Origin of the sequence: Bremerella sp. JC817 (genome assembly GCF_040718835.1) — a bacterium.
In the GTDB taxonomy this organism is placed as follows: Bacteria; Planctomycetota; Planctomycetia; order Pirellulales; family Pirellulaceae; genus Bremerella.
Genome location: NZ_JBFEFG010000281.1, coordinates 544,737 through 571,527, shown reverse-complemented (window position 1 = coordinate 571,527; position 26,791 = coordinate 544,737). Strand labels below are relative to the sequence as shown.

General features: G+C 55.8%; 18 protein-coding genes and 1 tRNA gene. 9 read left to right on the top strand and 10 right to left on the bottom strand.

Translation table 11 applies throughout. From position 1 onward, the window contains the following. The 4 genes from AB1L30_RS25330 (at nt 1) to AB1L30_RS25315 (ending at nt 7,213) form a co-directional block, all read left to right on the top strand. Nucleotides 1–729 (top strand): GntR family transcriptional regulator, encoded by a 729-nt coding sequence (locus AB1L30_RS25330; protein ID WP_367017178.1) that lies wholly within the window; start codon nt 1–3, stop codon nt 727–729. Nucleotides 730–780: 51 nt separating this feature from the next. After that, nucleotides 781–4,899, top strand: a complete 4,119-nt coding sequence (locus AB1L30_RS25325; protein ID WP_367017176.1) for a DUF1592 domain-containing protein — start codon at nt 781–783, stop codon at nt 4,897–4,899. A gap of 2 nt (nt 4,900–4,901) precedes the next feature. After that, nucleotides 4,902–6,203: a DUF1552 domain-containing protein gene (locus AB1L30_RS25320; protein ID WP_367017174.1), complete on the top strand. Its 1,302-nt coding sequence runs from the start codon at nt 4,902–4,904 to the stop codon at nt 6,201–6,203. Nucleotides 6,204–6,367: 164 nt separating this feature from the next. Beyond that, nucleotides 6,368–7,213 carry a transporter gene (locus AB1L30_RS25315; protein ID WP_367017172.1) on the top strand — a complete coding sequence of 282 codons (846 nt, stop codon included), beginning with the start codon at nt 6,368–6,370 and terminating at the stop codon, nt 7,211–7,213. Between the two features lie 42 nt (nt 7,214–7,255). Here AB1L30_RS25315 and AB1L30_RS25310 read toward each other — a convergent pair whose 3' ends face one another. The 6 genes from AB1L30_RS25310 to AB1L30_RS25285 all read right to left on the bottom strand — a co-directional run bounded on the left by AB1L30_RS25310 (nt 7,256) and on the right by AB1L30_RS25285 (nt 14,823). Beyond that, on the bottom strand, nt 7,256–7,669 hold the full coding sequence (locus tag AB1L30_RS25310; RefSeq protein ID WP_367017170.1) for a thioredoxin family protein: 414 nt from the start codon (nt 7,667–7,669) through the stop codon (nt 7,256–7,258). A 95-nt stretch (nt 7,670–7,764) separates the two neighbouring features. Next, the gene (locus tag AB1L30_RS25305) at nt 7,765–8,175 is read right to left on the bottom strand and encodes an RND transporter (RefSeq protein WP_367017168.1); all 411 of its coding nucleotides are present in this window, start codon (nt 8,173–8,175) and stop codon (nt 7,765–7,767) included. A gap of 38 nt (nt 8,176–8,213) precedes the next feature. Further along, entirely contained in the window at nt 8,214–11,417 is a 3,204-nt protein-coding gene (locus AB1L30_RS25300; RefSeq protein ID WP_367017166.1) for a CusA/CzcA family heavy metal efflux RND transporter, read from the bottom strand. 12 nt (nt 11,418–11,429) lie between these two features. Then, nucleotides 11,430–13,055, bottom strand: a complete 1,626-nt coding sequence (locus AB1L30_RS25295) for an efflux RND transporter periplasmic adaptor subunit (RefSeq protein WP_367017165.1) — start codon at nt 13,053–13,055, stop codon at nt 11,430–11,432. A 148-nt stretch (nt 13,056–13,203) separates the two neighbouring features. Further along, entirely contained in the window at nt 13,204–13,626 is a 423-nt protein-coding gene (locus AB1L30_RS25290; protein ID WP_367017163.1) for a hypothetical protein, read from the bottom strand. A gap of 141 nt (nt 13,627–13,767) precedes the next feature. Beyond that, nucleotides 13,768–14,823, bottom strand: coding sequence for a hypothetical protein (locus tag AB1L30_RS25285; RefSeq protein WP_367017161.1), 1,056 nt, complete (start codon nt 14,821–14,823; stop codon nt 13,768–13,770). A gap of 215 nt (nt 14,824–15,038) precedes the next feature. Between AB1L30_RS25285 and AB1L30_RS25280 the strand changes: the two genes are divergently transcribed. After that, a complete protein-coding gene (locus tag AB1L30_RS25280; RefSeq protein WP_367017159.1) occupies nt 15,039–17,906 on the top strand; it encodes a hypothetical protein in 2,868 nt (955 codons plus the stop codon). A gap of 105 nt (nt 17,907–18,011) precedes the next feature. Here the strand turns inward: AB1L30_RS25280 and AB1L30_RS25275 are convergent. Beyond that, nucleotides 18,012–18,100, bottom strand: a tRNA-Ser gene (locus AB1L30_RS25275). Nucleotides 18,101–18,317: 217 nt separating this feature from the next. Here AB1L30_RS25275 and AB1L30_RS25270 point away from each other — a divergent pair. From AB1L30_RS25270 to AB1L30_RS25260, 3 genes are all read left to right on the top strand, one after another. Further along, complete coding sequence (locus tag AB1L30_RS25270; RefSeq protein WP_367017158.1) at nt 18,318–19,889, top strand: M20/M25/M40 family metallo-hydrolase; 1,572 nt, start codon at nt 18,318–18,320, stop codon at nt 19,887–19,889. 563 nt (nt 19,890–20,452) lie between these two features. Continuing rightward, entirely contained in the window at nt 20,453–21,460 is a 1,008-nt protein-coding gene (locus AB1L30_RS25265; protein ID WP_367017157.1) for a DUF1559 domain-containing protein, read from the top strand. Nucleotides 21,461–21,553: 93 nt separating this feature from the next. After that, the gene (locus AB1L30_RS25260) at nt 21,554–22,018 is read left to right on the top strand and encodes a carboxypeptidase-like regulatory domain-containing protein (protein ID WP_367017155.1); all 465 of its coding nucleotides are present in this window, start codon (nt 21,554–21,556) and stop codon (nt 22,016–22,018) included. 20 nt (nt 22,019–22,038) lie between these two features. Here the strand turns inward: AB1L30_RS25260 and AB1L30_RS25255 are convergent, their stop codons facing one another. From AB1L30_RS25255 to AB1L30_RS25245, 3 genes are all read right to left on the bottom strand, one after another. Beyond that, nucleotides 22,039–22,752: a DUF2185 domain-containing protein gene (locus AB1L30_RS25255; RefSeq protein ID WP_367017153.1), complete on the bottom strand. Its 714-nt coding sequence runs from the start codon at nt 22,750–22,752 to the stop codon at nt 22,039–22,041. Nucleotides 22,753–22,791: 39 nt separating this feature from the next. Then, nucleotides 22,792–23,559: a helix-turn-helix domain-containing protein gene (locus AB1L30_RS25250; RefSeq protein WP_345093899.1), complete on the bottom strand. Its 768-nt coding sequence runs from the start codon at nt 23,557–23,559 to the stop codon at nt 22,792–22,794. Nucleotides 23,560–24,016: 457 nt separating this feature from the next. Next, nucleotides 24,017–25,579 (bottom strand): cryptochrome/photolyase family protein, encoded by a 1,563-nt coding sequence (locus AB1L30_RS25245; RefSeq protein WP_367017152.1) that lies wholly within the window; start codon nt 25,577–25,579, stop codon nt 24,017–24,019. Between the two features lie 219 nt (nt 25,580–25,798). On the opposite strand from AB1L30_RS25245, the gene AB1L30_RS25240 reads away from it, so the two are divergent. After that, a complete protein-coding gene (locus AB1L30_RS25240; RefSeq protein WP_367017150.1) occupies nt 25,799–26,638 on the top strand; it encodes a hypothetical protein in 840 nt (279 codons plus the stop codon). Nucleotides 26,639–26,791 lie beyond the last annotated feature (153 nt).

Below are 26,791 nucleotides of genomic sequence, written 5' to 3'. Positions count from 1 at the left end.
ATGACAACCCACCTCCAACCACGATCCGCTGGCTCGACGTCCGGCCTGCGTCGTGTCAAGAAGCAGACCGTTACCGATGATGTGGAAGGGCAGCTACGCGATGCGATCCTGGCGGGGCAACTGGCTCCTGGTGAGTCGTTGGCCGAGGCGCAACTGGCATCGCAGCTCGGCGTGAGTCGAGCCTCGATTCGTCAGGCAAAGTTTCAACTCGCACAAGAAGGCTTGCTCGAATTCGATTCCCGCGGCACCGCTTTTGTGCGAGCATTAACGGAAGACGATATTCGCGAGATCCTCGAGTTTCGTGAAGTGTTGGATGTGGCCGCGATTCGGCTGGCCTGTTCGCGGCTGACCGATGAAGTGGTTCGATCGCTTGAGCAACGCATCGAAGCGATTCGACAAGAGACCGATCTCCTGCAGTTGACTCATCGCGATGTTGACTTCCACGAGGTGATTATTCAGGCTGCAGGCAATTCGCGATTGCTCTCGGCCTGGAGGCTGTTGCGGCCGCAGTTGGTTTTGCTGCTGGCCGAACTACATCGCCAACACATGGTGATCTTTCAGAAGACGCAAACCATCACCGCTGCATCCCACCAAGAGCTTGTTCAAGCCCTGCAGTCTGGTGACATTGCCACTTGCGAAGAGCTTGCTCGGCGTCATGCATATGGCCTCAAGCGAAGTCTCGACGAAGCCCGCCGCTCTCCTCCCACCCAACCCGCACCTCCCTCCTAGGACCTCCCCGTGAACCTGCTGCGTTGTCGAGCAAACCATCTATCAGGGAAAGTGCTGCTCTGGGCAGCTTCGTGGCTTTTCATTAGCCCGGTGTGCGTGGCGGCAGAGGAAGCCCGTTACGTCGAAGAGGTCCGTCCACTATTGCAGAAGTATTGCTTCGATTGTCATGCAGGCGATACGACCGAAGCGGAAATTGATTTAGGACGCTTCAACACCTTCGAGCAACTTCCGCAGGATCAGAAAACCTGGATCAAAACTCGGCGGATGCTGGACGAAGGGCAGATGCCACCCAAGGATTCGAACCAACCGAGCGAAACCGAGGCTGTACTGTTGCGGACGTGGGTACACAACTTTCTGAAAGAGGAAGCGAAGGCGACTGCTGGCGACCCAGGCCCGGTCGTGCTGCGGCGTTTGAACAATGACGAATACAACTTCACTGTTCGCGATCTGACCGGAGTCGCGTCGCTCGATCCGACGCGAGAGTTCCCGGTGGATGGAGCGGCCGGCGAAGGATTCATCAACACCGGTGCCGCCCAGGCCATGTCACCGGCGATGGTCAGCAAGTATCTCGATGCCGCCAAAGAGGTCGCTTCTCACGCGGTGCTGGTCCCGGAAGGAATCGAGTTCTCGGCCGGGGCGTCGCGGCGAGACTGGAGCGACGAACGTGTCGCGGCGGTTCGGCAGTTCTATCAACGTTTTACGACCGAGAAAGATGTCTACGTCGAAGTCGGAGGGACCGGCAAAGTTGCTAATGAAGGGGGAGCGATTCCGTTTGGCGACTACCTGGCCGCGACGATCGTTCATCGCGAGACGCTTGCCCGAGGCGAGAAGTCGTTGGCAGCGATCGCCGAGGAAACCGGCCTGAACGCGAAGTATCTTGCTATCCTGTGGGAACAATTACAGAAGCCGGACGACAGTTCGTCGTTGTACTTGAACGAACTTCGTCGTCGCTGGCAAACCGCGACGAGCGACGACGTGCCTGCGTTGATGAACTTCATCGAGTCGCTGCAGCAGCGGATGTGGAAGTTCAACTCGATTGGCCAGCTGACCGAAGGAGCCCGGCAGAAGATCTGGATGTCGCCGGTTTCGACGGTGGTGACAAGCCAGGAGATTCGCGTTCCGCTTAAAGCACAAGGGGAAAGCGATCCAGTTTCGGTCTATTTCCACGCCAATGATTTGAGGACCGGTCGAGGAAATACAGACGTCGTGTGGCAGCGACCTCAGCTTCAATTTCGTGATGATAAGGGAAGCGAAACGCATCCCCCGGTTTTGCTGAAGGATGTCGAGCAAATCTCAGCTCTGTTGCCGAAGCTCCAGCAGAGCGAGCTGCCTCGAACTGATCAGTACCTGGCTGCGGTTGCTGAGCTTCACCGAACTGCCAAACCGCTTGGGGAAGTCGCTTCCAGTCGCCAATTGAATGAGAGATTGCTGGCGAGTTGGGCCAAGACTGTCGGACTCGGAGTTCAAGCCAACCGTGAGGTCACCGGCCACTTTACCAACAAGCTGGAAAACGTCGCTGGCTACGACGAGGTGAATGGCTGGGGGGGGCCGCAAACGCCAAGCATCGTGACGAACCGTTCCGCGGAGGTGATCCAGTATTCAACGCTTTCTGTTCCGGCGGGAAGTGTTGTGGTTCATCCTTCGCCGACGCAGCAAGTGGTGATCTCTTGGCGGAGCCCTGCGGAGACCACCGTTCAATTGACCGGTATGGTCGCCGACGTCGATCCGAACTGTGGCAATGGTGTGGCATGGCAGTTGAACTGGATTTCCGCAGCGGGAGAGCAAGTCCTGGCCAGCGGTGCCGTCGATAACGGAAGCTCCGCAAAGTTCGACCTGCCAGAACAACATCGCGTGCAAGCAGGCGACGTGATCGAGTACGTAATCAATGCCCGCGATAAGTCGCACGTTTGTGATTCGACGCAAATTGAACTCACGATCTCGGAAATGGTCGAAGCCAAGCGAAACTGGAGCCTTTCGCGTGACATCGTGGAACCGATTCTCCAGGCAAACCCTCTGCCAGATCAGTACGGTCACGATGCGACCTGGCATTTGGGTGTGGCAGATGCGGCCTCCCAACCTGTCCCCACGGCCATCATTCCAGAATCCGCGTTAGCGACCTGGAAAGATGCCATCATTGGCGAGGCATCCACGGAGGCAGTCGCGAACGCCACGGCACGCGTGCAAGCTATCGTCACACAGGCCAACGCTGAGGAACTGGCGTCCGCCGATCAAGTCCTTCGGCGGCAAGTGATTGATTGGAGAGGTCCCTTGCGCTGGATGGAAGTTGCCCTGTCTCAACCAACAGCGGAGGTGGCCGTAACCAGCGCGTTCGGCAAGCATCCCCGCGGCAAGGTCATCGCTGCTGAAGATCTTTGCGTCGCAGCGCCGGCGGCAACGGAAATCTCGCTACCGGCGTCTTTGCTCGACGGAGCTGAATTGGTCGTGGTGGCTCGCCTGGATGAAGCGACCTCTGCCGAAGGCGCGGCCCAGGTTTCCGTGACGCTTCAGAATGAAGCTTCGCCAGTATTCGATCCCAATGCCTCGGTGCTGGTATCGCCCGGTAGCCAAGGCAAACAGCGGATTGATCAGGCTGCCCAAGAGTTTCGCGAACTATTTCCCCCGGTGGTCTGCTACTCACGGATTGTCCCGGTTGATGAAGTCGTGACGATGACACTGTACTTTCGCGAAGACGAAGCTCTCCAGCGGTTGATGCTGAATGCGGAGCAAGTCGGCGAGCTCGATCGCCTCTGGGACCATCTCCGTTATGTCGCTCAGGAACCGATCGCGTTGACGGTGGTATACGAGCAAATTTATGAATTTGCTACACAAGATCGACAAGACCTTGTGAACGCCTTTGAACCGATGCGGACACCGATCTTCGAGCGAGCCGACGCTTTCCGTGCCCGGTTAATCGAAACCGAACCTTCTCATCTAGAGGCGGTAATCCGGTTCGCGGACCGAGCCTGGCGGCGACCTCTTTCCTCGTCGGAACAGCAGCGTCTGCGCGGCTTCTATCGGCAATTGCGTGCGGCCGAGATCGAACATGACGAGGCGATTCGTTTGACCTTGGCTCGCGTGTTGACCTCGCCGGCATACTTGTATCGATACGAACAGCCAGGGGAAGGAGATCAAGCGGTTCCGGTCACTTCGGCGGAACTGGCGACAAGGCTCAGCTTTTTCCTGTGGTCATCGATTCCGGATGCCACGCTACGCCAGGCTGCCGATACGGATACGCTGACGAGTGAAACCGACTTGCTCGCACAAACGCAACGCATGCTCGACGCCCCTAAGGTTCGCCGACTCGCGACTCAATTTGCTTGCCAATGGTTGCACGTTCGCGACTTCGATCGGAACGACGATAAGAACGAGCAGCTTTATCCCGAGTTCCAGTCACTTCGTGTCGACATGAACGAAGAGACGGTAAGGTTCTTCGAGGATATGTTTCGCAACAATAGATCAGTGCTCGATATCCTGGATGCGGATCACACGTTTCTGAACGAGGCATTGGCGAAGCATTACGGGATTGACGGAGTGACCGGGCCCGAGTGGCGGAAGGTCGAAGGGATTCGGCAGCATGGCCGGGGTGGCGTATTCGGTCTCGGCACGGTTCTGGCAAGCCAATCAGGTGCTTCACGAACGAGCCCAATCTTGCGGGGGAACTGGACCTACGAAACCTTACTCGGCCAGCAACTCCCTAGGCCGCCAGCGAATGTGCCACAACTGCCAGACCAATTGCCCGAGGGGCTAACGGCCCGACAGTTGATTGAAAAGCATAGTTCGGATGCTGCCTGTGCGAAGTGTCACCAAAAGATCGATCCGTACGGCTTCGCCCTGGAGCAATACGACGCGATTGGTCGGCGACGTTCGGAAGCCGTGGATACGCGGTCGACTCTCGAAAGTGGCCACAAAATTGAAGGTGTCGAAGGTCTGCGACGTTATCTGTTGACGCAGCGGCAGGACGACGTGGTCCGGCAATTTTGCCGCAAGCTGCTTGGCTTTGCCCTCGGCCGGGAAGTGATGCTTTCCGACGAGATCTTGCTCGATCAGATGCAATCTCGCCTGGCCGAGAATGACTATCGATTTCATGCCGCCGTCGAAGCGATTGTGTTGAGTCCCCAGTTTCGTTCCATTCGAGGCCGCGATTGGCCAACTAGCCAGGAAGGGCATTAATCATGAATCGAAAATTGACGCGCCGCACTGTTTTGCGTGGTCTGGGGGTCTCGATGGCGTTGCCATGGATGGAATCGGTCCAGGCCTTCGCCGATGAAGTGCCGACCAATAGTCGGGTGAACGAACCGCCAGTACGCATGGCGATTTTGTTCTCTGGCTGCGGCTTCCATTCGCGACAATGGTGGGTCAAGGGAAGTGGTGTCGAGATGGAACTGGGCGACGTGTTGGCTCCTTTGAAGGACTACCGCGATCGCCTAACTTTTGTTCAGGGGTTGTACAACGCTGAAGCCTTGAAGGGGAACATTCACAGTTCGCAAACCGGCAACCTCCTTTCGGGCGCGCCATTGGCATCGGGCGGCGTGATTCGTTCTGGCACGAGTGTCGATCAGGTTGTTGCTCAAAGCGTCGGACATATGACCAAGCTGCCGAGCCTGGTGCTCGGTTGCGAGAAGGCCAATCCGTCAGTGCACAAGAACTATTCGATGCTCTACAGTTCGCACATTTCATGGAGCAGCCCAACGACGCCGACTCCGCTGGAAGTTTATCCCGCCTTGGCATTCGATCAGTTGTTTAAAGATACATCGGGTCGCGAGAACTTGAGTGTGCTCGATGCGGTATTGGAAGATGCGAGTGACTTCCGTCGCGGTTTGAGCCAGGGCGATCGACAGAAACTGGACGAGTACCTGACTTCCGTTCGCGAAGTCGAGCAGCGGATCGCGAAGGCAGGCAAACGTGGCGAAATGCAAGGTTGGCGGCCGACACGCACCGAGCCAGACATGCCCCGGCCAGCGGATGGCTATCCGCAGGATATCGTCGAGCACATGCGATTGATGTCGGATATTCTGGTGCTGGCCTTCCAGACCGATACGACGCGGGTCTGCACGTTGAAGCTGAACAACGACCATGGCACGCTGCGATTCCCGCATCTGGGTATCGACTACATGATTCATCATTTGTTGTCGCATACCGACTCGGATGATTGGCTGAAGGTGAATCAGTTCTTCCTTGAACAGATGGCCTATATCGCCAAGCGGATGGACAGTATTCAGGAAGGAGAGCGAACGCTGCTGGACAATTCGATGCTGATGCTCTGCTCGAGCATGCTCAACGGTCATCACGATGCGACCAAATTGCCGGTCGTCATGCTGGGGACCGCAGGTGGGCAAATAAAAGGAGGGCAGAACCTCGACTATCGAGATCAACCGAATCGGCAGATGTGCCGGCTCTATCTGTCAATAATGAACAAGATGGGGGTCCAACTGCCATCGTTTGGCGATGCGGACGCGCCACTGGCGGAAGTGTAGTTCTCGCGCAGGTGGAACCAGGTTGCTAGCAATTCGCGACGATTGAATCGACTGGGAAAGAAGAAGTTCTCAGACCAGAGACGAATTTAGTTCGCCAGCCTGTCAGGGCTGCCGAAAAGAACTATGGGCATTGGTAGCGTCTTGAATTCGGCAGGAAGTCGACGATGAATTCGTATCGGCAGGTTCTGGTTTGGCTGGGATTGATATGGGCTGCGGGAGCGAACCTTGCCCAGGCCCAAATGGCGTTCGAAGGATTCGCGGAGTCTGCTTTTGAAGAGGCGGAGGAAAGCGAAATCGAGACCGATCGCGACTCGTTCACTCCAGCAACGAGTGTCGTAGGAAAGAACTGGCTGGTCGTCGAATCGGCCTATACGTTCATCGACAACCGCGGCGTTCCAGAAACGCATAGCTATCCCGAAATTGTCACCCGCTACGGGATAACGGAAAACATCGAACTTCGTCTTGGCTGGAACTACGAAGTAGGTGGCGCGGGCAATCCGGTTTCAGGCAATATCCCGGACGAGTTCGAGGATGAAACGATGCTCGAACGTGAGAGTACCATTTTGTATGGTGCCAAGTTCTTTCTGACCGAGCAGTCGGACTGGCTGCCAGAAAGTTCATTGATCGTGCAAGGTTTCACGCCCACCAGTGGCGAGGCAAACGATAGCAACCTTTCCGTAACGTACGTCGGTGGTTGGAAGTTCGCGAACAACTGGGTCTGGGATTCCGCAATGCGCTACAGCACCGGCAGCTTCGAGGAAGACCACTTCCATGTCTGGGCACCATCCACCGTACTGAAGGTCCCGTTTGGCGAACGCTGGAAAGGGCACATCGAATACTTCGGTGTCTTCACCGAAGGACGTGAAGTCGAAAGCACGCAGCATTTTGTCAGCCCCGGTGTGCATTGCCTGGTGACGCCCAATGTCGAAGTCGGTGTTCGCTTCGGCTGGGGACTGAACGACCAATCTCCGAACTTCTTCACCAATGTTGGGGCCGGGCTACGTTTCTAATTGCCCAAATGCCTAAGCGACCAGTAAGAAACAGTCGACCGCCTATCGATTGAGCGTTTCACGAACACGATCAACGCCTTCGTCGCCGACGAAACGCTCTTGAAGCGTGCCGGCATCAAAGATCAGATAAGTCGGGTATTGGTGAACGTCGTACTTCTCGGCGAGAAATCGATTGCGTTCGGCATCAACTTCACGAACGCGAACCTTCCCTTGAAGTCGTTCCGACATCTCTTGAAGCAAAGGCTTGGCTTGGGCGCATTTCGGACACCAATTCGCCGTCATGACGACCAGCACCGGGATGGAAGATTTCAGCACTTCGCGATCGAACGACGCGTCCGTGACCGGGTCGAGAATAACCGGCGATTCTAAGGGAGGTTGCCGCGCACAACTTGCCAGGCCGATCAGCAGGGCAAACGTTAGAGCGGTAAGCCAGATCGAATGTTGGGCGTACGGCATGATTGTCATTCAAGGAGGCGATGGCCTTGCGGCGACAGAATGCCAGGTCGGGCATCTGACGCCGCGAAGCCAATCAAGACTTGTCACTGCCCCGACTAGGAGTCTCCGTCTTTCGCCAGTTCTTCTGGCTTGGGAGGATCTTCGCCATATTTGGCTTTGTACCGGGCAGCGAACTTGTCGAACAGTCCTGGGGTGCAGACAAAGCATTGCGAGTCAGGGCGGTTGTGGTCTTCGCACCAGTCGTCGGCCGCTTTGAAGTCCGCAATCAGACTCGAATCGCAGCGTGCACAAACTTCTTCCGGGATACCATGTTCGACGCACCACCACTCGCCATGGACATGCTCATCCCCATGTTCGTGTCCATGATCATGGTCGTCGTGGGCCACTTCAGAGTGCTCGTCCGAATCGCCCATCGCCGTCTGGCTTGTGCCGCAACCGGTTAGTGTCAACGCGGTAATCGCAACGAACCCTACCGCCAAACTTGAAAATCGAGACATCCACTTCATACAATTCTCCTTCTTGAAAGGTGATTAAAAACATTCGATTAAGACGAGGCGAGTTCTGCGACTCGCCCGGTATCTGGTTGCTGGGGTGGCGGCTGAGACGCTTCCTCATCATGATGATCGCCGCCATCATTGCCACCAGCTGCCTCGTCCCGGGGATTGAAGACCATGTACAGCACACGAAGCACCAGTAGGCTCATGACCATCGCGCTGCAAACGCCCCCAATCACCACGGTGGCCAACGGTCGTTGCACTTCGGCTCCCATGCCAGTGCTGAACGCCATCGGTACGAAGCCGAGGCTGGCAACGAGCGTGGTCATCAAAATCGGACGCAGTCGTGTCATGGCGGCCTCTTCGACGGCATCGTCGAGGCTTCGACCTTTTCGACGCAGCTGACGTATGGTTGAAACAAGCAGCATGTCGTCGAGAACCGCGACCCCGGACAAGGCGATGAAGCCGACGGCGGCCGAGATGGAGAAAGGCATATCGCGAATCCATAATGCGATCACTCCACCAATCCAGGCAAACGGAACCCCAGTGAATACCCGGATGGCATCGACCCAGTTGTGGTAGGTCATGTAGAGCAACGCAAGGATCATAAGCAGGGCGATCGGCACGACAATCATCAGACGCTGTTGAGCCCGTTGCAGGTTCTCGAATTGTCCTCCCCATTCCACGCGATACCGTCCCGGCGGCAAGACAATCTGGTCAGCGACCGCCTGGCGGGCTTCTGCTACAAAGCTTCCCATGTCACGTCCACGTACATTGGCTTCGATCGTGATGCGACGTTGATACCATTCCCGTTTGATGGTGTTTGGCTCGTCGACCCGTTCGATCGAAGCGAGCCGATCAAGCGGAATCCGTTGACCAGAGGAGGTAGCGACCAGGATGTTGGCGATCGCATCCTGGTCGGCACGGACTTCTTCCGGTAAGCGGATCGTCAGAGGGAAACGAAGTTGCCCTTCGTAAACTTCGCCGACATGGTGGCTGCCCAGCGAACGTACCAGGTTCATCACGTTGCGGGTTGGCACGCCATATCGGGCAATCGCATCCTGCTTGATCTTGATTTGCAAGACCGGCTGGCCAGTAACTTGTTCGACCTTGACGTCGGCAGCCCCTGGAATCGACTTCAGGAGCTGTTCAATCTCACTCGCTTTGCGAACCATCAGGTCGAGATCGTCGCCATATAGAATGGCAGCCACGTCGGCGCGGACACCGGAAATCATCTCGTTCATTCGCATTTCGATCGGCTGCGACAAAGCAAGCCGCGGACCTGGCAAGTCGCGGAGTTCCTCTTGGATGAGCCGTGTTAACGTTTCCTGGCTGGTCGCCTTGGTCCATTCTTTCCGGGGCCGGAGCGTGATGAAGAGATCGGTCAGTTCGGTGCCCATCGGATCGGTTGCGACCTCTGCCGTGCCAACACGACTCCAGACGTGAGCGATCTCGTCCGGAAACTGTTTGAGCAAGACTTTCTCCATGCGCGTGTTGTAGCGGATGGATTCTTCCAGATCGGTCCCTGCCAGGCGAACAACGTTCAGCGTGATCGCGCCTTCCGACAAGCGAGGCACAAACTCGGAGCCAAGATTAGGGGCGATCAATCCAAAGACAGCGACAAACAGGCAAACCGCCGTCCCGATCACGACAAACTTGTTGTGCATCGTGAATCGAAGGATTGGAGCGTAAAGCCGCTTCAACCCTCGGATCAGCAGTGGTTCCTTCTCTTTCAAGTTTCGCGGCAGCAGGAAGCTTGCCAGAACGGGCATCAAGGTTAGGGAAAGAATCATGGAGCCCGCCAACGCCATGATCACTGTCAACGCCATTGGGCGAAATAGCTTGCCTTCGACCCCTTCCAGTGTGAGGATCGGCAAGTAGACGATCATGATGATCAGCTCGCCGAACATGGTTGGTTTGCGAACTTCGACGGCTGCATCGCGGATGATTTCCAGTCGGCTCCTCCCATCGCGATTGTGGGAAAGATGCCGTACGCAGTTTTCGATCATGACGACTGAACTGTCGACAACTAAACCGAAGTCGATTGCCCCGAGACTTAAGAGACTGGCCGCGATACCCACTTGCAGCATGCCAGAGAAGGCAAATAGCATCGAAAGCGGAATTGCGAGGGCCACGATGAAGCCTGCCCGAAGATTTCCGAGGAAGATGAACAGGACGGCAACGACCAACAAACCTCCCTCGAACAGGTTCTTCTGAACCGTATGAATCACATGGTCCACTAGCTCGGTACGGTCGTAGACCGTTTTGATGATAACTCCCGGGGGAAGTGAACTGCGAACTTGTTCCAGTTTGTTCTTCAGTGCCCAGGTCACCTGATGGCTGTTCTCTCCCATGAGCATGAAGCCGAGCCCCAGCACCGCTTCGCCTTGCCCATCGGCAGTAACCGTACCGCGGCGGATTTCGTGACCGATCTGCACTTCGGCAACGTCACTCACCACAATCGGCACGCCATCCTTTGCCTTGATGACGATGTTACGAATCTCGTCGAGGTTCACCGTGCGTCCGATGCCGTGGACCAGCAGCATTTCGCTTCCGTCGGTAATGGTGCCTCCCCCGACGTTTTCATTGTTCGCCTCGATCGCGTCGGCAACTTCTTCATAAGTCAGACCATGTTTCAGTAGCCGATCGGGATCGAGACGCACCTGGTACTGCTTTTCGTAGCCACCCCAGCTGTTCACCTCGGCGACACCCGGAACGGATCGCAATTGCGGTTTCACAACCCAGTCGTGGAGCGTGCGAAGCTCGGTCAGGCGTTTGACTCGCTCGGAGTCGCTGACGGTCGAGAAGTCGACACCATCGTACGTCAGCACGTAATGAAATACTTCACCCAGGCCTGTTGAAACGGGGCCCATCTGCGGGCGAACAATTCCCAGCGGAAGCTCGACCGTCGAGAGACGCTCGTTAATTAACTGGCGAGCGAAGTAGATGTCGATTCCATCTTCAAAGGTCACTACGACCTGAGAAAGTCCGAACTTCGAGATCGATCGCATCACGGTCAGCCCTGGCAAGCCACTGATGCTTTGCTCGACAGGAAACGTAATCTGCTTTTCAACCTCTTCCGAGGAAAGGGCAGGGGCGGTGGTGTTGATTTGTACCTGGACCGGCGTTGTGTCGGGAAAGGCATCGATGTCCAGATGCTGCAGGGCATAAATGCCACAAGCAGCAAATGCCAGCGTGATGATAATCACGAGGGCACGATTCCGGAGCGAGAAGTCGATCAGGCCATTCAGCATCGAAGTTGTCCCCTATTCGTCCACGCAGCAGCCGGCACCCAGGCCATTCTTTAAAAGCTGGGCCCGTAGCACATCGCTTCCGGTGGTGGCAACCACCTCGCCAGGAAGCAGGCCTGCGACAACTTCGGTATAGCCCTTGTCGGTCGCCCCGAGACGAACCGAGCGAACGTGGAATACCTTGGGACTTTCGGGACTGTCGAAGTAATGCTTGTCACGCACGAAAACCGTACGGCAACAACCTTCCCAGTGGACAGCCTCGGATGGAATCGCAATCGCGTTAGGATCTTCTCGTAGAACAATCGTTCCGGTTCCGTAGGTCTTGTCACGGAGCCGGCCATCTGGGTTCGGCAACACGGCTCGGACTTTAACCAGACGCGTCTGGGCGTCGGCTGCGGTGCTGATCCAGTCGACCTGGCCTGTTATTTCGCGACTGCTTCCGTCGCCACGAAAGCGAATCTTTTGTCCTGGCTGAACATGCTCGAGATCCTCCTGCGGAATATCAAGCATCAGCCACATCTGCCGGGTATCAGTCACTTGAAACAGCGGACGATGGGTGTCGACCACCTCCCCTTGAGTGACATTGCGTTCGACGACGGCCCCTGCGATCGATGAACGAATCGGCAACAGGTTGGCAGTTACCGTGGCGGTTTGCACCTGCGACCGAAGGGCCGAGGGAATCCCTAAGAAGCGAAGTTGCTCGAAGGCCTCTCGTTCTGATAACTGGGCGATGGATTGCAAATCGACCGATAGCCCCAGATTCTCTAGCGACTGCACGATGCTCAACACATCGGCCTCGGCTTTGGCCTGGGCGGCATCGGCTTCCAGCAGACGAACGCCAGCGACGGCATCTTTGGCAATGTGCAGTCGTTCCACGTTTTGTCGCTGCAACGATTGTTCAGCGAGTGCCCGGATCAAATTCGACTTCAACGCGCCGACTTGCTCCGCTTCGACCAGGGCTAACACGTCGCCAGCTTCAACCGGATCACCCACATTCTTCTCGACACGCCAAACGCTGCCGGCGGTTCGTGATGCAAAGCTGGCCGTTCGCGTCGGATCGTAAAGAATCTCGGCGCTACCGGAGACGGTTTGTTCGATGCGACGGCGTTCCACTAGTTCGACATCAACGCCGGCCTGGGCGACCGCATCGACCGATGCGAATTGGATTCGTCTAAGGTAGGTCGTGCAGCCGCTGTTGTTCTCACGCGAGACAGGCATCGTCATGGCCAGTTCTGCGCGGGCTTTGTCTCCCGGAGAGATGGTTGGCTGTTCGGCGAGCTGGGCGAGTTCGGGATGCTCGATCACGCAGTTATGGACGCCATGAACCGAGCACCAGCCGAAGTCGGGCGTCTTTTCCATTAAAGAGTCGTTGCACTCGACACAAATCGACTCTGGCACAGAATGTTCTTCGCACCAATCGGCAGCGACCGGCGCTGGTTGCCCCGTCAATGCGGCGAACTTTGGCATTGTCCAATCGGTGTAGTGACCGAATGCAAAGATCGCCGCGAAGCTAAGCAGGACGGCGATAGGCCCAATACTTCCGAGGATCCACGAAAAGACTCGCTGCAAGCCAGCACGTGACGACGGCGGACTTGACGTGGAAGGATTGGAACGGGGGATATCGAGATTTGTTTGACTCATTTGCAGGACTCCGCAAAGAGGGCCAGGTTGGTCGAACGAACCATGAGCTCGTTTCAATAACCGATACCTGGGAAGCAGAGGCAGCCGATTCCACGACGCGGTACGCGCAGAACCGGACCGTTAACACAACGCTTTTTAGATGGCAGCGTTAAATCTGCAGCGACGCAAGAACGACGCGCATAGAACGCCCTGGGGCAATGCCAGGGATTTTGATGTGCGACTTCAGAGTGGCCTGGGGAAGCAGTTCCGTCGCCAACCACTGCTGGGCCGGAGGGAGGCAGGCGGACCAGGCAGAGGCCGAAAGATCGTCGAGATCGACCTTTATGCCAACGATGGCCGATTCGCTGCAGAAACAGTCGCAATCGGGAGAGGAATCGTGCGGAGTTTCCGATGGAGCCGCAGGTTCCGGAGCCGAGCAGTGCTTGCAACAGCCATGGGATACCACCGGGGAAACCACGACCGAAGTGTTCCCTGATTCATGTTGCATGGCAGCAAACATCATCTCCGCACCGCAAAATAGCGGGCAAAAGATAATGCGAAACATGATTAACAGGGTGACGATTTGGCTCATGCCGAGGGCTTTTTCACCGGGAACGACTTGCAAAGCTCACTTGAATGGTAGGTGACAAATCGCCGTGGTTCAAGTCGAGTTGCCGTTCGTTGGTGGTTTCCGATCGGTAAATGGCGGGTTGTTTCGCGGAATCAACGTTACTTACCGCTTTTTGTAGCGGGACTTGGCCGTGGCGTTGAATTTCTTCATCGCCTTGTCGCTGGTACCGTGCTCGAATTCGTAGTTCCACGGTTCGATGTAACGCATGCCGAGCTCTTCCGCCTGCCGGAAGACGGCTGTGTAGTCGCCGTTAGGAAAGCGATGCGACTGATCCGAACGCCCAATCACCTGACCGTAGAGGTCGCCTGGATACTCCTTCAGAAGTGCGATGAGCCCAGGTTGGTAGTCGGTCTTACCCGAAATCCACCACATGGCGATCCCAACGCGATCTTCGAATTCTTCCTTTTGAAACTGGGCGATCAGCCGAGCGGGAATCTTGGGGCTGCGGAACAACTCGTGAACCTCGAATGCGACTGCTTTGCCAGGAAACGCTTGCAGGACGCTGTGTGTCGTTTCGCCTGCAGCTTTCAGCCAGAGATCGCCAAACTTCTGTTCGGCATTCGCATCACGAGGATCGATTTCAGCCGCTCGATAGAGCGTTTCTGAAGAAACGCCATTGAAGTGCCCTTCCGTGCCGTTGCTAGTCATTTGCGGCACATATATGAGTTTCAAACGTGCGTCTTGGGCATATTTATCACCTACGGCTTGAAGCATCATCTGCAAACGCTTCTGCACCGTCGGATCCCAATATTTCGGCATTTGAACCGGGTTGCCTCGGAAACTCATCGAGAACGTTTTCACGTTGAATTCTGAAACCAACCAGCCAGGGGATAGGGAAAGAGGTCGTCGCCAGGCTCGGGGGAAACTCTCCGGAGAATCGGTCGAAGTCCAGCCCCCGTGGATTGCGAGCGTCCAGTTCATCTCTGGTTTCAAGAGCCGAACCTGTTGCTGGATCGGCTCAAAATCAAACTTTCCTGGCTGCGGTTCGATCTCGCTCCAGGTCACCCGAACGAGCCCACCTTGCATTTGCGGACTACGCACTGCTCCTGGAGTGATCTTGCTGGCATAAGTGCCCGTAGGTTTCTCGACCTCGGCACCTCGAAGGGACGTGGCAAAACCAAGAGCAACCAGCAATGAAAGCAAATGTGGAGTTCGCATATCGAATGTAACTCCAGTTACCGCCAGTAAGTTCCGCGAGAAATTACCTGATTCGCGACCGGAGTGCGATGGCCAAGCCGAATCGTGCAATCTTAATATTCGCTGGGTGAGCAAAACGCTCAAAGTTTGAGGCGTTGCTGTAACGGGGGTTGCTGATCTGATACACTCTGATCGCGGCGAATAACAATACCATATGTTATCAATGGAACATGATAGTGCATTGGCATAATGACTCGATGAATTACTTTCGGATTGTATTGGGGATTGTGGTCGGTAGCATGCTGTGGCCATCGGCCGGGTTCGCCGAGGCTCCACCACGCTCTGTCACCTTAACGGAAGAGATCGGTGATTGGGTCATGCATGAACCGAGTGGCCGCGTGTTTGCTTCGCTAAGCGAAGGAAATGAAGTCGTCGAATTCGACTCGAATGCCCAGGAAGTGCAACGCTTCAAAGTCGGGGAAACTCCGACTGAGATGATTATCAAGCGAGATCAACTGGTCGTCGCTTGCACCAAATCGCCAGCACTGCATGTGATCGACCTGAACAGCAACCAAGTGACCGGCATGGCCGCCGTCAGCGGTAAAGGCCCGAACGCCCTCTTCTGTTCGCAGGTCGATAATCACTATGTCTATTGCGTCTGCAATACAGGATCGGCATGGTGGGACGGCGAGGTATTTCAGGTCGACCTGCAAGAAAAGCGGGTCCGCAATCGCGTCAAGGTGCAGTCTTGGGGGCAGTCACATGTCGTGCACGTGGCAATGAGTCGCGATGGAAAGTGGATTGTCCCTGACTCCCGAGGGGCGACTTCACCGAGCGGCGCAGACCTGATGAAGGTTGATGAAGAAGAGGCGACCTTCACCCAGGTACGAGACTACCATGACAGTTTCGGACAAATGGTTGCCGGTCCGATGAACCGATATTGGACCTTTGGCAGCGCCTTGTACACGTTAGATATTACGAAGAAGGTTCGCAGTTTCGGAGGTACGCCGGTCGCTATTCATCCACACTTGGATTTGGTGGCAGCGTTTTCTTCAGGAGGACTTTTGCTAGAGCGTTTCAGCGACGCGTCGCCAATTGGCACAGCGAGCCTTCCTGCGGCAACTGCCAACGCTGGGAACCGGTCTAGTCGAAATTCAAGACGGTTCAATATCGATCCGACAGTGCAGTTCGACTTGAAACATAACGTGGTGTTCGTCGGCACTGACTCGTACGGCACATGGATCGATCTGGGGCCTTACTCGGAAAATATTGCGCCGTTAAAAGTCGTTCAGGCGCCCTCAGAGGTTACCACGACGGTAATGAAACCGTTGGAAATCGCTCTGCCCGTCACGAATGCCGATCAAGAGCCAGCAGCAAAATTGAGGATCGCCGAAGGGCCCGAAACGGCAACGCTGTTCGACGGCAAGCTTTCTTGGACACCGCAGGCCCAGGACGTTGGTTTGGTCAATTTCCGATTGGAAGTGGTCTCCACGAGTAATGAAAAGGTTTTGGACTCGGCCGATATGACGGTTCATGTCACCCTGCCGAAGGTCGACCTGGAGTTTCAGGCCCGGGCCATGGAGATCTCGGAAGATGGCCAGTTTCTGGTGGTATGGGGGCCTGTAGCTGGTACGGATTCGAGACACCCAGCACAGCCCGGTCCGGATGATGTCGCCGTCGTCAATCTGAAAATGCTCGAGATCATCGCCCGGAAGTCGTTGCCGCAAGGAGTCCGCTGCGCCACGATCGACGAGAGCTACGTCTACCTTGCTCCTAATTCCGGTACGTTGTTTTATCGGCTCGATCACCAGTTGGCAGGCAGCGAGCGCCAGTTCTTGCAGTCGTATCCGAAGCAGTTGGTCAAGTTCGCTCCGAATGTTGTCGTCGCGGAGGGGAGCAAGCTGCAGGCTTTTGACACTCAGAAGATGCAAGCCGTTCCACTCAACTCGCCGCAAAACTTTGCTTTGATCGGTGAGAATGTCATTCAATTTGGTTCGCGAATTTTCAACCGTCAGACCGGCGAAACGCTGCGAATCACGCCGACAGATGGACTACCGAAGCTCGTTCAGAACGAAGCGACCGGCTTCTATCGACTTCCGGATCGCAATCAATCACCGGTTCGCTGGGGACGCCGGTTGCAAGGAAGTAGTCTTACCAATTCCAAGGGACGTCAGATTACTTCCTGGCCAGGCGGCCGCATCGGCGTGATCTCTGAGCGATGGCCACTGGGAGTGCTCGTGGCGTCTTCGCGGCAGGGACGCATCGTGAATACGACAATGGAGTTGTGCGATTTGGTCGAAGGACTGGTCAAGCACTCTGCGGTGATCGACGTTTCTTCAAACAGCAATTCGCAGGGCACGTTCTTCACTGGGGCGAACCGCTTGCTGGTTCACGAACAGACGGTGCTTTTTCTGAATAATACGGAACTCCTTGTCGCGACGATTCCCACCGATGTTGCCGAAGCGATGCCGGTGCCTGTTCATTTCTCTCAAGATCAAGTCACGGAAATTGCTCTCAGCCCGTCGGCAGTCATTCCACTTCGGACGGCCGGTCTTCGAGAAGGGGTGACCTTCAGTCTGTTGGCTGAGTCTCCTGGACTGACGCTCGACCCGAAGAGCGGGAAGTTGACGGTCGAAGTCGAGAGCTTGTGGGACGATATGACGAAAAGGATCACGAGCAGTGGTCCGATCCTGCCTGGCTCGCGCCAAGAGGCATCGTTCGCAACGCGGTCGAACAACGCGCAGAAGTACGAGGAGTTAACCGGCAAGAAATTGCCTGACGACAAGTTTGCAGCGCAAATTCCGATCTTGGCCGCCCTGCAAGACTCGGAAGGGCAGGAAGATACCGTCCAGTTTAGCGTCGTCGTCGTCGGTCCACGGAAAGAGGTTGACTCAGCGCTGAAAAAGAATGAGGAAGCCCAGGCTCAGCAACAAGCGCGAATGGAAGAAGCCCGCCAGAAACAGCGTGAGGCAGCCATGAACAACCCGGGGGCGCCCCAGGCCAAAAGTACCGAGCAGCGGCTCGACGAATTGGAAGCCAGAACCCGCCGCATGGAGGCCACCCTGGACGCCATTCTAAGACGCCTGCAACAACAGCAACCGTAAGCAGTTGCCCCGCCGTCCAAGACCGATGGCAACGGGGACCGCAAACTTACATCCAGCGCAAAACAAAAGCCGACAACGACTTACGTTGACGGCTTTTCGCGGAAGCGGAGAGAACGGGATTCGAACCCGTGGAACGGTTTGACCCGTTCACCGGTTTAGCAAACCGGCGCATTCGACCACTCTGCCATCTCTCCTGAGGAAAGCGAAAGTCTACACGGTTTTTGGCTGGGCCTCAACGGGACCTCCTTCGCTTTTTCCTATTATGGCCTATGGTTACGCTGAATAACGTTCCCCGGCGAGGGTAGCGGGCCTGGCTTTATTCGCGATAATCGTCACCTTCCATACCTTTCCACTCTGTTTTAGGGTGAACTGGCAGGGGCGTTGTTAGTTTTTGCGATCGGGATCACCTCAATGTTACGTGTCTGGACAGTTGTCGCTTGCGTTGGGTTCGCCTTCGTCGGAAGTGCTGCTGCTGGCGAGCTTTCGCTATCGGCTGCCATCGATACGATCCAGACGGAAGACATCAAACGGCACGTCGACGTCCTGGCCGACGATAGCTTTGAAGGTCGCGAGGCAGGCAGCCGAGGTGGTCGCGCCGCTGGCAATTACCTGCAAGAGCTGTTCGCCAAGTACGGCCTGAAGCCGGCTGGTGACGGTGGAACCTATTTCCAACTGTTCCATGGCGGCTCGCGCAATATCCTGGGAATCTTGCCTGGGGAAGAAGGGGCCGATAAAGGGGACCTGATCGTGGTCGGGGCTCATTACGACCACGTTGGCTACGGAAATCGGGCCAACAGCTTTGGCCCGTTTGGTTACGTTCATAATGGGGCCGATGACAATGCCAGCGGAACTTCCGCATTGCTGGAAGTCGTTCAGGCACTCTCGGAAATGAAAGTGAAGCCGCGTCGCTCGATCTTGTTCGTTCTGTGGGACGGCGAAGAGAAGGGCCTGCTCGGATCGAAGTATTGGGTCGAGCATCCCACGGTGGCCTGGAATCGAGTTCGCATGTATATCAATCTCGACATGGTGGGGCGTTTGCGTCCCCAGGGAGTCGAAGTTTATGGCACCCGCACTTTGCCAGGGCTGCGTCAGGTAATTGCTCGGGCCAACGCGAAGAGCGATTTGAAGCTCGACTTCCGCTGGGAGATGACCGACAACAGCGATCACTATACGTTCTTCTCGCGGTCGATCCCGACGCTTATGTTTCATACCGGTTTGCACGACGAATACCATCGTCCGCAGGACGATGCTCACCTGATCAATCATGCCGGCATTGAATCGGTCGCGCGGCTAACGGCTCAAACGGCTTGGGATGCGGCGAATCGTGACTTCTATCCGGCATTCCGAACCCGTTGTCGGTTGGAATCGGAATCGGAACGTCAACGATTCGAAGTTCCACGGTCGGTCAATCGTTCACGACTGGGGATCCGCTGGAATCCAGACCGGTCAGAGGATGCGACTTCGCTCGAAATCTCAGCCGTCACCACCGGCAGTCCGGCCGACAAGGCTGGCATCAAGGCTGGCGACAAACTGATTCAATTCGCAGGGCTTCCATTCTCGACGGTCGATCGCTTTCTGGCTCAAGTGCAAGCGGCGCCTGTGGAAGTCGAAATTGAAGTCGAACGGGACGGGGAAGAGGCTCCGTTGAAGCTGCCAGTTCAATTAAACTTGAACCCAGCGCCGATCGGCATTGCGTGGACCGACGATCCGGCAGAGCCTGGTTCGGTGATGCTGACCAGCGTGACGCCTGGTTCGGTTGCGGCGATGGCTGGGCTTCGTCCGCTCGATCGCGTCTACGAGGTCAACGGCCAAACGTTCGAGACCAGCATGCAATTCAAAGACCTGATCACTTCGTTCGCAGACCCTTCCGTTCTGCTGATCGATCGCCAGGGTCACTTGAAGCAAATCGAACTGCCGCTGGAAGCAATCCGCCCGCTGCTGGCTACGTCCAGCGAAGCGACGGAAGAAGCTCCCGCTGAGTAGAATCTGCGGCGGTTCAAGCAAGCAATTCTTTGTGAACGGGCTTCCCTTCTGAAGGAAGCCAGACATGCCTGAACGCGTTGATATCATCAAGCAGTATCTCTTATTACCGCTTCGTAAGTCTTGGCTCGATTAACAACGTTGACTGCTATTCCTAAAACGGGCAACGCCTTCGCGTAGCCCTATTCTGACAGGCGTTTCAGGGTGCTGATCTGACCGGCAGGGCTTAGAAAGTCGCCTTGCATCTTGGGCGAAATTCGGCCACGCCGACGCTTTCATCTTTTATATGGCACGTCTTGGCTCGTATTTGTCGTTCTCAAATCAGACGTGAAATATTGCGAATCGTGAGGAGTTTATGAGATCACGTATCACTGATAGAAAGCTGAGCAATCGAGGCAAGGTCTCGCGATGGAATCGTTCTTATGACTCTCAAAATGGGCGATTGTTGTGTAAAAACTGTAAAAAGATGGAAAATATTGTGGCATTGCAAATCGGGTGTTGATACTCTGGCGACACGATTTGTCCCTTCTCGATCCTTATCTCATTCGATGGATAGGACCTGTATCATGCGTGCCACACGAATGCGCAAAGATCGCGCTTTTACGCTTGTCGAATTGTTGGTCGTGATTGCCATTATCGGTGTCTTGATCGCGCTGCTTTTGCCAGCCGTCCAGCAAGCACGCGAGGCGGCTCGGCGAATGAGTTGCCAGAACAATCTGAAGCAGTTGGGGATTGGTCTGCACAACTATCACGACGTCCTGCAGCGGTTCCCGATCAATTGGTACAACGGTTCTGGCACCGGTGGAAACAACATGTGCGTGTTGATTGGCATGTTGCCCTTCATCGAACAGACGTCGCTCTACGACGGCATCGACATGACGAACTCGAACCTGACGTTGTACAACGTCAATGGAAAGCGAGTGGGCGATTATCAGATCTCGGCCTATCAGTGCCCCAGCGACGGTGATGTGACCGCCCTCAATCCTACGACGAACACGGCTCGCTGTAGTTATGCCCCGAGCATTGGTTCGCAGTACATGCAGTCGGCGGCCGGATGCGACATGTTGGCAACGGCCGGGGCGTTTCCTTCTGGCCAGGGGCTCGACAACGACAACGATGGCGAGGATCCGTTCAACCGCGGAAACGTGCGGGCGGACTACGGGAATCAGCCTGTCTCAGGTCCGTTTGGTCGTGGCTATTTCACGCCGTACTCGGCAAGAATCGCGGATCTACGGGACGGCACGACCAACACGATCATGATGGGTGAAATTCGCACGACCTGTCAGACCTTCGCGCCTTGGGGCTGGGCCTGGCCAGAAACGCTGTGGTATGCAACGACCGCTCCGATCAACTTCCCGACATGCCCTGGCGACGCCGGTTACGGATCGAATACCTGCTTCTCGAACGCCAGCAACAACTGGAGTGCGACGTTCGGTTTCAAGTCGCTGCATCCTGGTGGTTGTCAGTTTGTGATGGGGGATGGTTCGGTTCAGTTTCTACCAGAAACGATCGATCGGCTGACCTATGCCCGGCTAGGTGACAAGTCGGACGGCGGCGTCATCGGCGACTATTGATCGTCGGAAATAGGCAGGAAACAAAAACCTCGGCCACTGCCGGCAGGGGGCGGGGTGAATCGCAGGACACGAACTCTCGGGGGAGAAAATTCAATGCAAGTGGCACAAGCGATGGTGGTGTGCGGAATTGGGTTCGCCACGCTGCTGGGATGTTCCAGAGGATCTGGTCCGGCGACCTATCCAGTGACCGGGGTAGTCACAATGGATGGCGAGGTTGTCGAGGGAGCAACCGTAACACTGGTTCCCAGCAGCGAGACGGGCCGATCGGCGAGCGGCATTACCGATGCCGAAGGAAAGTTCTCGGTGATGACCTACGTCTCGCCGGGCGTTCAGCCAAAAGGAGCGATGCCTGGGGACTACTCGGTGACCATTCGCAAGCTGGAAGTACGCAAGGTAGAAGAAGGAGGCACGCCGCAAGAAGCCCAGGCCGCCTTCCGCAAACTCGGTCCGCCGAAAGATCTGCTCCCTAAGAAGTACGCCAGCCCGAACACTTCCGACCTGAAGGTCACGGTCAACGAGGGACCGACCGAGGCAATGTCGCTCGAGCTGACTCGTTAGTCCGACTTATCCGCGAACCACTACGCCGGGACGAAGCTGTCGTCTCGGCGTTCCCATTGGGTGCCTGGTTCCGCACTAAGGTGCGGAATGATCTCCGGCGAAATGGCTGCGACAAATGCGACGGGAACCAGTTGGATGTTGTTCGTCCCGTCGACGTATTCCTGGCTTTCACGGCCGGAGAAGAACTGCCAGCCACTATCTCTTGGCCGCTCCGTTGCTTCGCGAACCATGTAATCGACCGGGATTCGATCGATCGTTACCATGTTCGACGCATAGCAAAACTGCGAATAGATCTGACAGTCTGCCAGCGCCGGAGGTTCGTGGTTGACGCTGTTCAATGTCGCGTAGGCGATCTCGGCGTCCGACTCTTCGTTGAAATAGAGCGAGAGTTGCACATGACCTGAGTCCGAGAAGACAAACCCGTACAGGGCTGCGACGCGTTCATCGCTCGCTTCTTCACGCAGCCGATAGGAATAGATCAATCGCCCATCGTCGGTCTGCTGCTCGCGTTCGTCGTATTTATTCGGATCGGCAGATTTCGCAAAGTGAAGCTTTCGCGCTTCGATCGACTGATGCTGATCGTTGTTCCACGCATTGATCCAAATGGTGAAGCGGGGACGCCATAAGACCATCGCCCCATCTTCCATCCGCTGCTTGTGGACGTGCGATAAATGAATCGACCAGTGGTCGGTCAGGCCGATGCGACCGATCAGGTAGGGAAAGCCAGAAGACATGCGAACGTTTCGATAAGATGGGTCAGGGCAGGGGAGCGGTTAGCTCTCTTCGCGGGTCATCTTACGATACTTCAAAGGCGAGAGGCCAGTGATCCGTTTAAATTGTTTGCAGAATGAAGGCTGATCGCTGAAGCCACAATCGAGCGCGACCTCGGCGACTGTTTTGTCGGAATCGCGCAGTTGCACTGCCGCCGCTTCGACCCGCTGGCGGATCAAGTATTGCGAAGGTGTGATCTGAATCATGCTGCGCATCAGCCGCTCGAACTGGCTGACCGACAGCCCTGAATCGTCAGCCAGTTGCTGGATCCGCAGCGGGCTCGCGTATTCGGTCTGCATCCGTTTCAAAGCGACCGCCAACTTGTTGTAGCGATCTCCTTTTGCCGTTGGTGTATGCAAGTCGCGCGACATGCCGATGATCGCGATCACTTCCCCCTGAATGTTGCGAGCCAGAACCTTACTGGTAATGTACCAACCAAGGGAACTGTCGGGATTGGTGATCATTTCCAACTGATCGTGCAGATTCTGGCCACGCGAAAGCAACTGCTGATCTTGCTGCTGAAAGCCGATCGCGAGGGCCTTGGGATAGATGTCGAATGCGGTCTTGCCGATCACGTCTTCACGCTTCAATCGCGGAACACTGCGCAGAAACGCACTGTTCACGCTCAGGTAGCGCCCTTCGAGATCTTTAATGCACAAGTTGACCTCGTCCAGGCGTGCAAAAAGTTCCTCGAAGATCTCGAGGGTGGGGGCCTGGGAGAAAAGATCTTCGAGGCGTCGTTCCCACTCAGATTTGTATTTATTCGGCATTGCGCTGGTGGAAATGATGCAAGACAAGCGATTTCGGTCAATAAATAATAGACCCCTGTTGGCGAGAAGTGCCCCACATTCTTTTCGCCAACGAATTCTGCCTACCCATCATGCATTCAGGCCCGGAATTGTTCCAGGTCCTACTCCTTAATTTTTGTATCGCATGACTTGCGAGAAGCGGAATCCAACTGCCAGCGTGCAGATTGGTTCTGGTCGGAAAGCCTGCCCAAGCGAGCTGACGAAATGCCATCGGCATACTTCTCAATGGAAGCCAACCATATATGCAGACCTAGGAAATCAACCTCGGTCAGTCCGTTCTAAGGGGATGGGCCGGGGAACGAGTCGCTCGTTGTGGTTCGTTTCCCGGCTTCTTTTTCCTGCCAGATTGGATCAGAAGAAATCACCTCAAGCTATCAGACCACTGTCCGGCGGTTTGATTGTGAAGGGCCTGGGATCGTTACGGTTGCCAGGCCTTGCGAAGATGATCGGCATGCTGGCGAATCGCTTCGATCTCGCCGTTGTCTCGTTTTCGTTCGACATGTTTCAACTGCAGTTTCATGCGTTGATTGTTTTGCAGTCGGTCGTAATGACGATCGAGGAAGTCCCAGTAAAACGTCGTGATCGGGCACGCTTCGTCCCCCACCGCTTTCTTCGGATGGTATTTACAGCCATGGCAAAAGTTACTCATTTTGTCGATATAGTTTCCGGTCGAGCAGTACGGCTTCGTGCCGACCACACCACCGTCGCCATGCTGGCTCATGCCCAGCGTGTTGGTAAGCGAAACCCAGTCGACTGCGTCTAAATACATCGCCATGTGCCACTGGTGGAACTCGTACGGATGCATGCCGTACGTCATCGCCAGGTTGCCCAGCACCATCAAGCGATGAATGTGATGCACGTAGCCATGTTCCAGCACGTGCTTCATCGACTGCCGCACGCACTGCATCTCGGTCTGGCCTGACCAGAAGAACGACGGGATCGGTTGGTCGTGCTCAAAGTAGTTCAGCTCGGCGTAATCTGGCATCCGCGTCCAATAGACCCCGCGAATAAACTCGCGCCAGCCAACGATCTGCCGCACAAAGCCCTCGACACTGGCCAACGGCGCCGAACCGTCTTGGTATGCTTCGATCGCCGCGGCCACACAGTCGCGCGGATTGAGCAGCTTCAGGTTCATACAGGTCGACAGCCGCGAGTGATGTAGGAACGGTTCGTCGGTCCACATCGCGTCTTCAAAGCGACCGAAGTCAGGCAGGTGCCAGCGAACGAAGTCTGAGAGCATGCGACTCGCCTGACCAGGCGTCACCGGCAAGGCGAAGGAATCGAGGCTGCCGGGATGCTTCGGGTAACGAGCCTCGACCAACGCAATTACCTCTTGCGTGATCTCGTCGTGCTGAAATGAGGTGGGGTGACCGATCTTGCCTGGGCCATTTTTCGGGAATGGTTCGCGATTGTCGTGATCATAGTTCCAGCTTCCACCCACAGGCTTGCCGTCGCTCATCAAGAGATCGTGCTTCTTCCGCATCTGCCGATAGAACGTTTCCATCAGCAGCGTCTTGCGACCTTTGGCGAACTTGTGGAACTCGTTGACCGTGCAATAGAAGTGCAGGTCTGGCAAGATCTCGAGTGGGATGTCATGTTCCGCAGCGATCTCTTCCAATACCTTCTTCACGCGAAAGTCGCCAGGCAGGACCACCCGGATGGTTTCGGGGCGATCTTCCTTAATCGTTTGCGAGATAAGATCGCGAAACGATTTGCCGGAATCGTGCCGTCGGTCGGCCTGAAGCGGATGGTATCGAACCGGTTTACCCGCTTCTTCCAACTCCGCCCGGAAGTGTCGCATGGCAGAAAGGAAGAGGACGATTCGCTGCTTATGACTGGGAACGTACGAGATCTCTTCCTCGACTTCGGACATCCAAAGCTTATCCTGCTGGGGATCGTATCCGTCGAAGATGGCCGAGTTTCGATCGAGTTGATCGCCAAAGATGATCCGTAAATGCCGCAAGCGAGAGGCCCTTTCCATGTGGAGCTATTTTAGCCCCTGACCGCAGGCGAGGTGCATTCGTAACTGTCGCCCAGGTCACGAATTGGGAACGATGTTTCCCAAATTCTACAACGCAGGCTATTTCCCCTGGAAGGTTTGTCTGCATATGCTAGGTGAAACGGGAGCTTCTAACCCCCACCTCCCTCCCCGTTTCCTTCCGAGAAAATCTATCGGTGCCCTATGTGTAGATTCACCCTCATGGCGGTGTGGGGGGCGATCGTCTTTGCCAGTTCTTGCCCCACCTTGTATGCTCAGTTTGCTGCTTACGATCCGTACGCCCCAGCGGAGAAAGAAGAGCCCCCGATCAAAGCTGACGGATCGCTCAACTGGCCGACGTTCTATAAGTCGCAACTGGTTGAAGCGCGTTACGAAAACCTATGGAAAATGGGATCGTGCGGCGGAACTAACAAAAGGATCACCATTCCCGTAGAAAAGAACAAGGTCGACGTGAATCGACTTCCTGAAACCGCAGTGGAAGGAGAGGTGGTTCGTGTTGGCAATGGTATGCTGTGGGTTCGCCAGGCGAACGGAACCATCCGGACAATTGCTACCCATCCTGCTGGAGTTTCTGCCGTCGATGTTCATGGGGATGTCCTTGCCCGAAGCCTGCAGCCGGGGATGGTGGTTCGGATGGTGTCGTCAGTCGATCAAGTCGGCCACGGGAAAGACGTGCTAAGTGAATTGGACGTCGTGAGCGTTCCGCCTGGGTTCGAGCCCGACGCTATCGAGCCGGAGCAGCGCCAATCGATCGTGGCGGCTGTGGCGCGACTCCGCGGAGATCAATTGACGTTAAAGACGCCGGTTGGCAAACTGCATCGACTCGCGTTTTTGATCAACGACGATACAATCGCCCACCTGATGGTCAACAGCCTGGCTTATGCCGCTGTCGGCGATCATGTGACAGCGAAAGGCCGCGTGTACGAAGCTCAAGATCACGTTCACTGGGTATTTGCCTCGGAAGTGAATGTGACCAAACCGGAACGAAAGCCTCGCGAAGCAACGAACGATGTCCTCTCTTCTTTAAAGAGTCTCGACTAAGACGCTTGCGATGCAGAGAGAAGTGCAGCAGGACCGCTCGAGTCGGCCAGAGAGCCGACTCGAGTTCGACTTGTCGTTGCCGATGGAGAGGCAGAAATGACCTCACAAGTGATCGAGTTTTATTGTCACGGTGGATCCGATTCGAATGGTCGG

Excerpts from the sequence above, each read along its gene's own strand:
- AB1L30_RS25290 (WP_367017163.1), bottom strand. The coding sequence starts at position 13,626 with ATGAGCCAAATCGTCACCCTGTTAATCATGTTTCGCATTATCTTTTGC.
- AB1L30_RS25265 (WP_367017157.1), top strand. The coding sequence starts at position 20,453 with ATGCGTGCCACACGAATGCGCAAAGATCGCGCTTTTACGCTTGTCGAA.
- AB1L30_RS25285 (WP_367017161.1), bottom strand. The coding sequence starts at position 14,823 with ATGCGAACTCCACATTTGCTTTCATTGCTGGTTGCTCTTGGTTTTGCC.
- AB1L30_RS25320 (WP_367017174.1), top strand. The coding sequence starts at position 4,902 with ATGAATCGAAAATTGACGCGCCGCACTGTTTTGCGTGGTCTGGGGGTC.
- AB1L30_RS25240 (WP_367017150.1), top strand. The coding sequence starts at position 25,799 with ATGGCGGTGTGGGGGGCGATCGTCTTTGCCAGTTCTTGCCCCACCTTG.
- AB1L30_RS25245 (WP_367017152.1), bottom strand. The coding sequence starts at position 25,579 with ATGGAAAGGGCCTCTCGCTTGCGGCATTTACGGATCATCTTTGGCGAT.
- AB1L30_RS25310 (WP_367017170.1), bottom strand. The coding sequence starts at position 7,669 with ATGCCGTACGCCCAACATTCGATCTGGCTTACCGCTCTAACGTTTGCC.
- AB1L30_RS25315 (WP_367017172.1), top strand. The coding sequence starts at position 6,368 with ATGAATTCGTATCGGCAGGTTCTGGTTTGGCTGGGATTGATATGGGCT.
- AB1L30_RS25270 (WP_367017158.1), top strand. The coding sequence starts at position 18,318 with ATGTTACGTGTCTGGACAGTTGTCGCTTGCGTTGGGTTCGCCTTCGTC.
- AB1L30_RS25250 (WP_345093899.1), bottom strand. The coding sequence starts at position 23,559 with ATGCCGAATAAATACAAATCTGAGTGGGAACGACGCCTCGAAGATCTT.
- AB1L30_RS25255 (WP_367017153.1), bottom strand. The coding sequence starts at position 22,752 with ATGTCTTCTGGCTTTCCCTACCTGATCGGTCGCATCGGCCTGACCGAC.
- AB1L30_RS25305 (WP_367017168.1), bottom strand. The coding sequence starts at position 8,175 with ATGAAGTGGATGTCTCGATTTTCAAGTTTGGCGGTAGGGTTCGTTGCG.
- AB1L30_RS25295 (WP_367017165.1), bottom strand. The coding sequence starts at position 13,055 with ATGAGTCAAACAAATCTCGATATCCCCCGTTCCAATCCTTCCACGTCA.
- AB1L30_RS25300 (WP_367017166.1), bottom strand. The coding sequence starts at position 11,417 with ATGCTGAATGGCCTGATCGACTTCTCGCTCCGGAATCGTGCCCTCGTG.
- AB1L30_RS25330 (WP_367017178.1), top strand. The coding sequence starts at position 1 with ATGACAACCCACCTCCAACCACGATCCGCTGGCTCGACGTCCGGCCTG.
- AB1L30_RS25260 (WP_367017155.1), top strand. The coding sequence starts at position 21,554 with ATGCAAGTGGCACAAGCGATGGTGGTGTGCGGAATTGGGTTCGCCACG.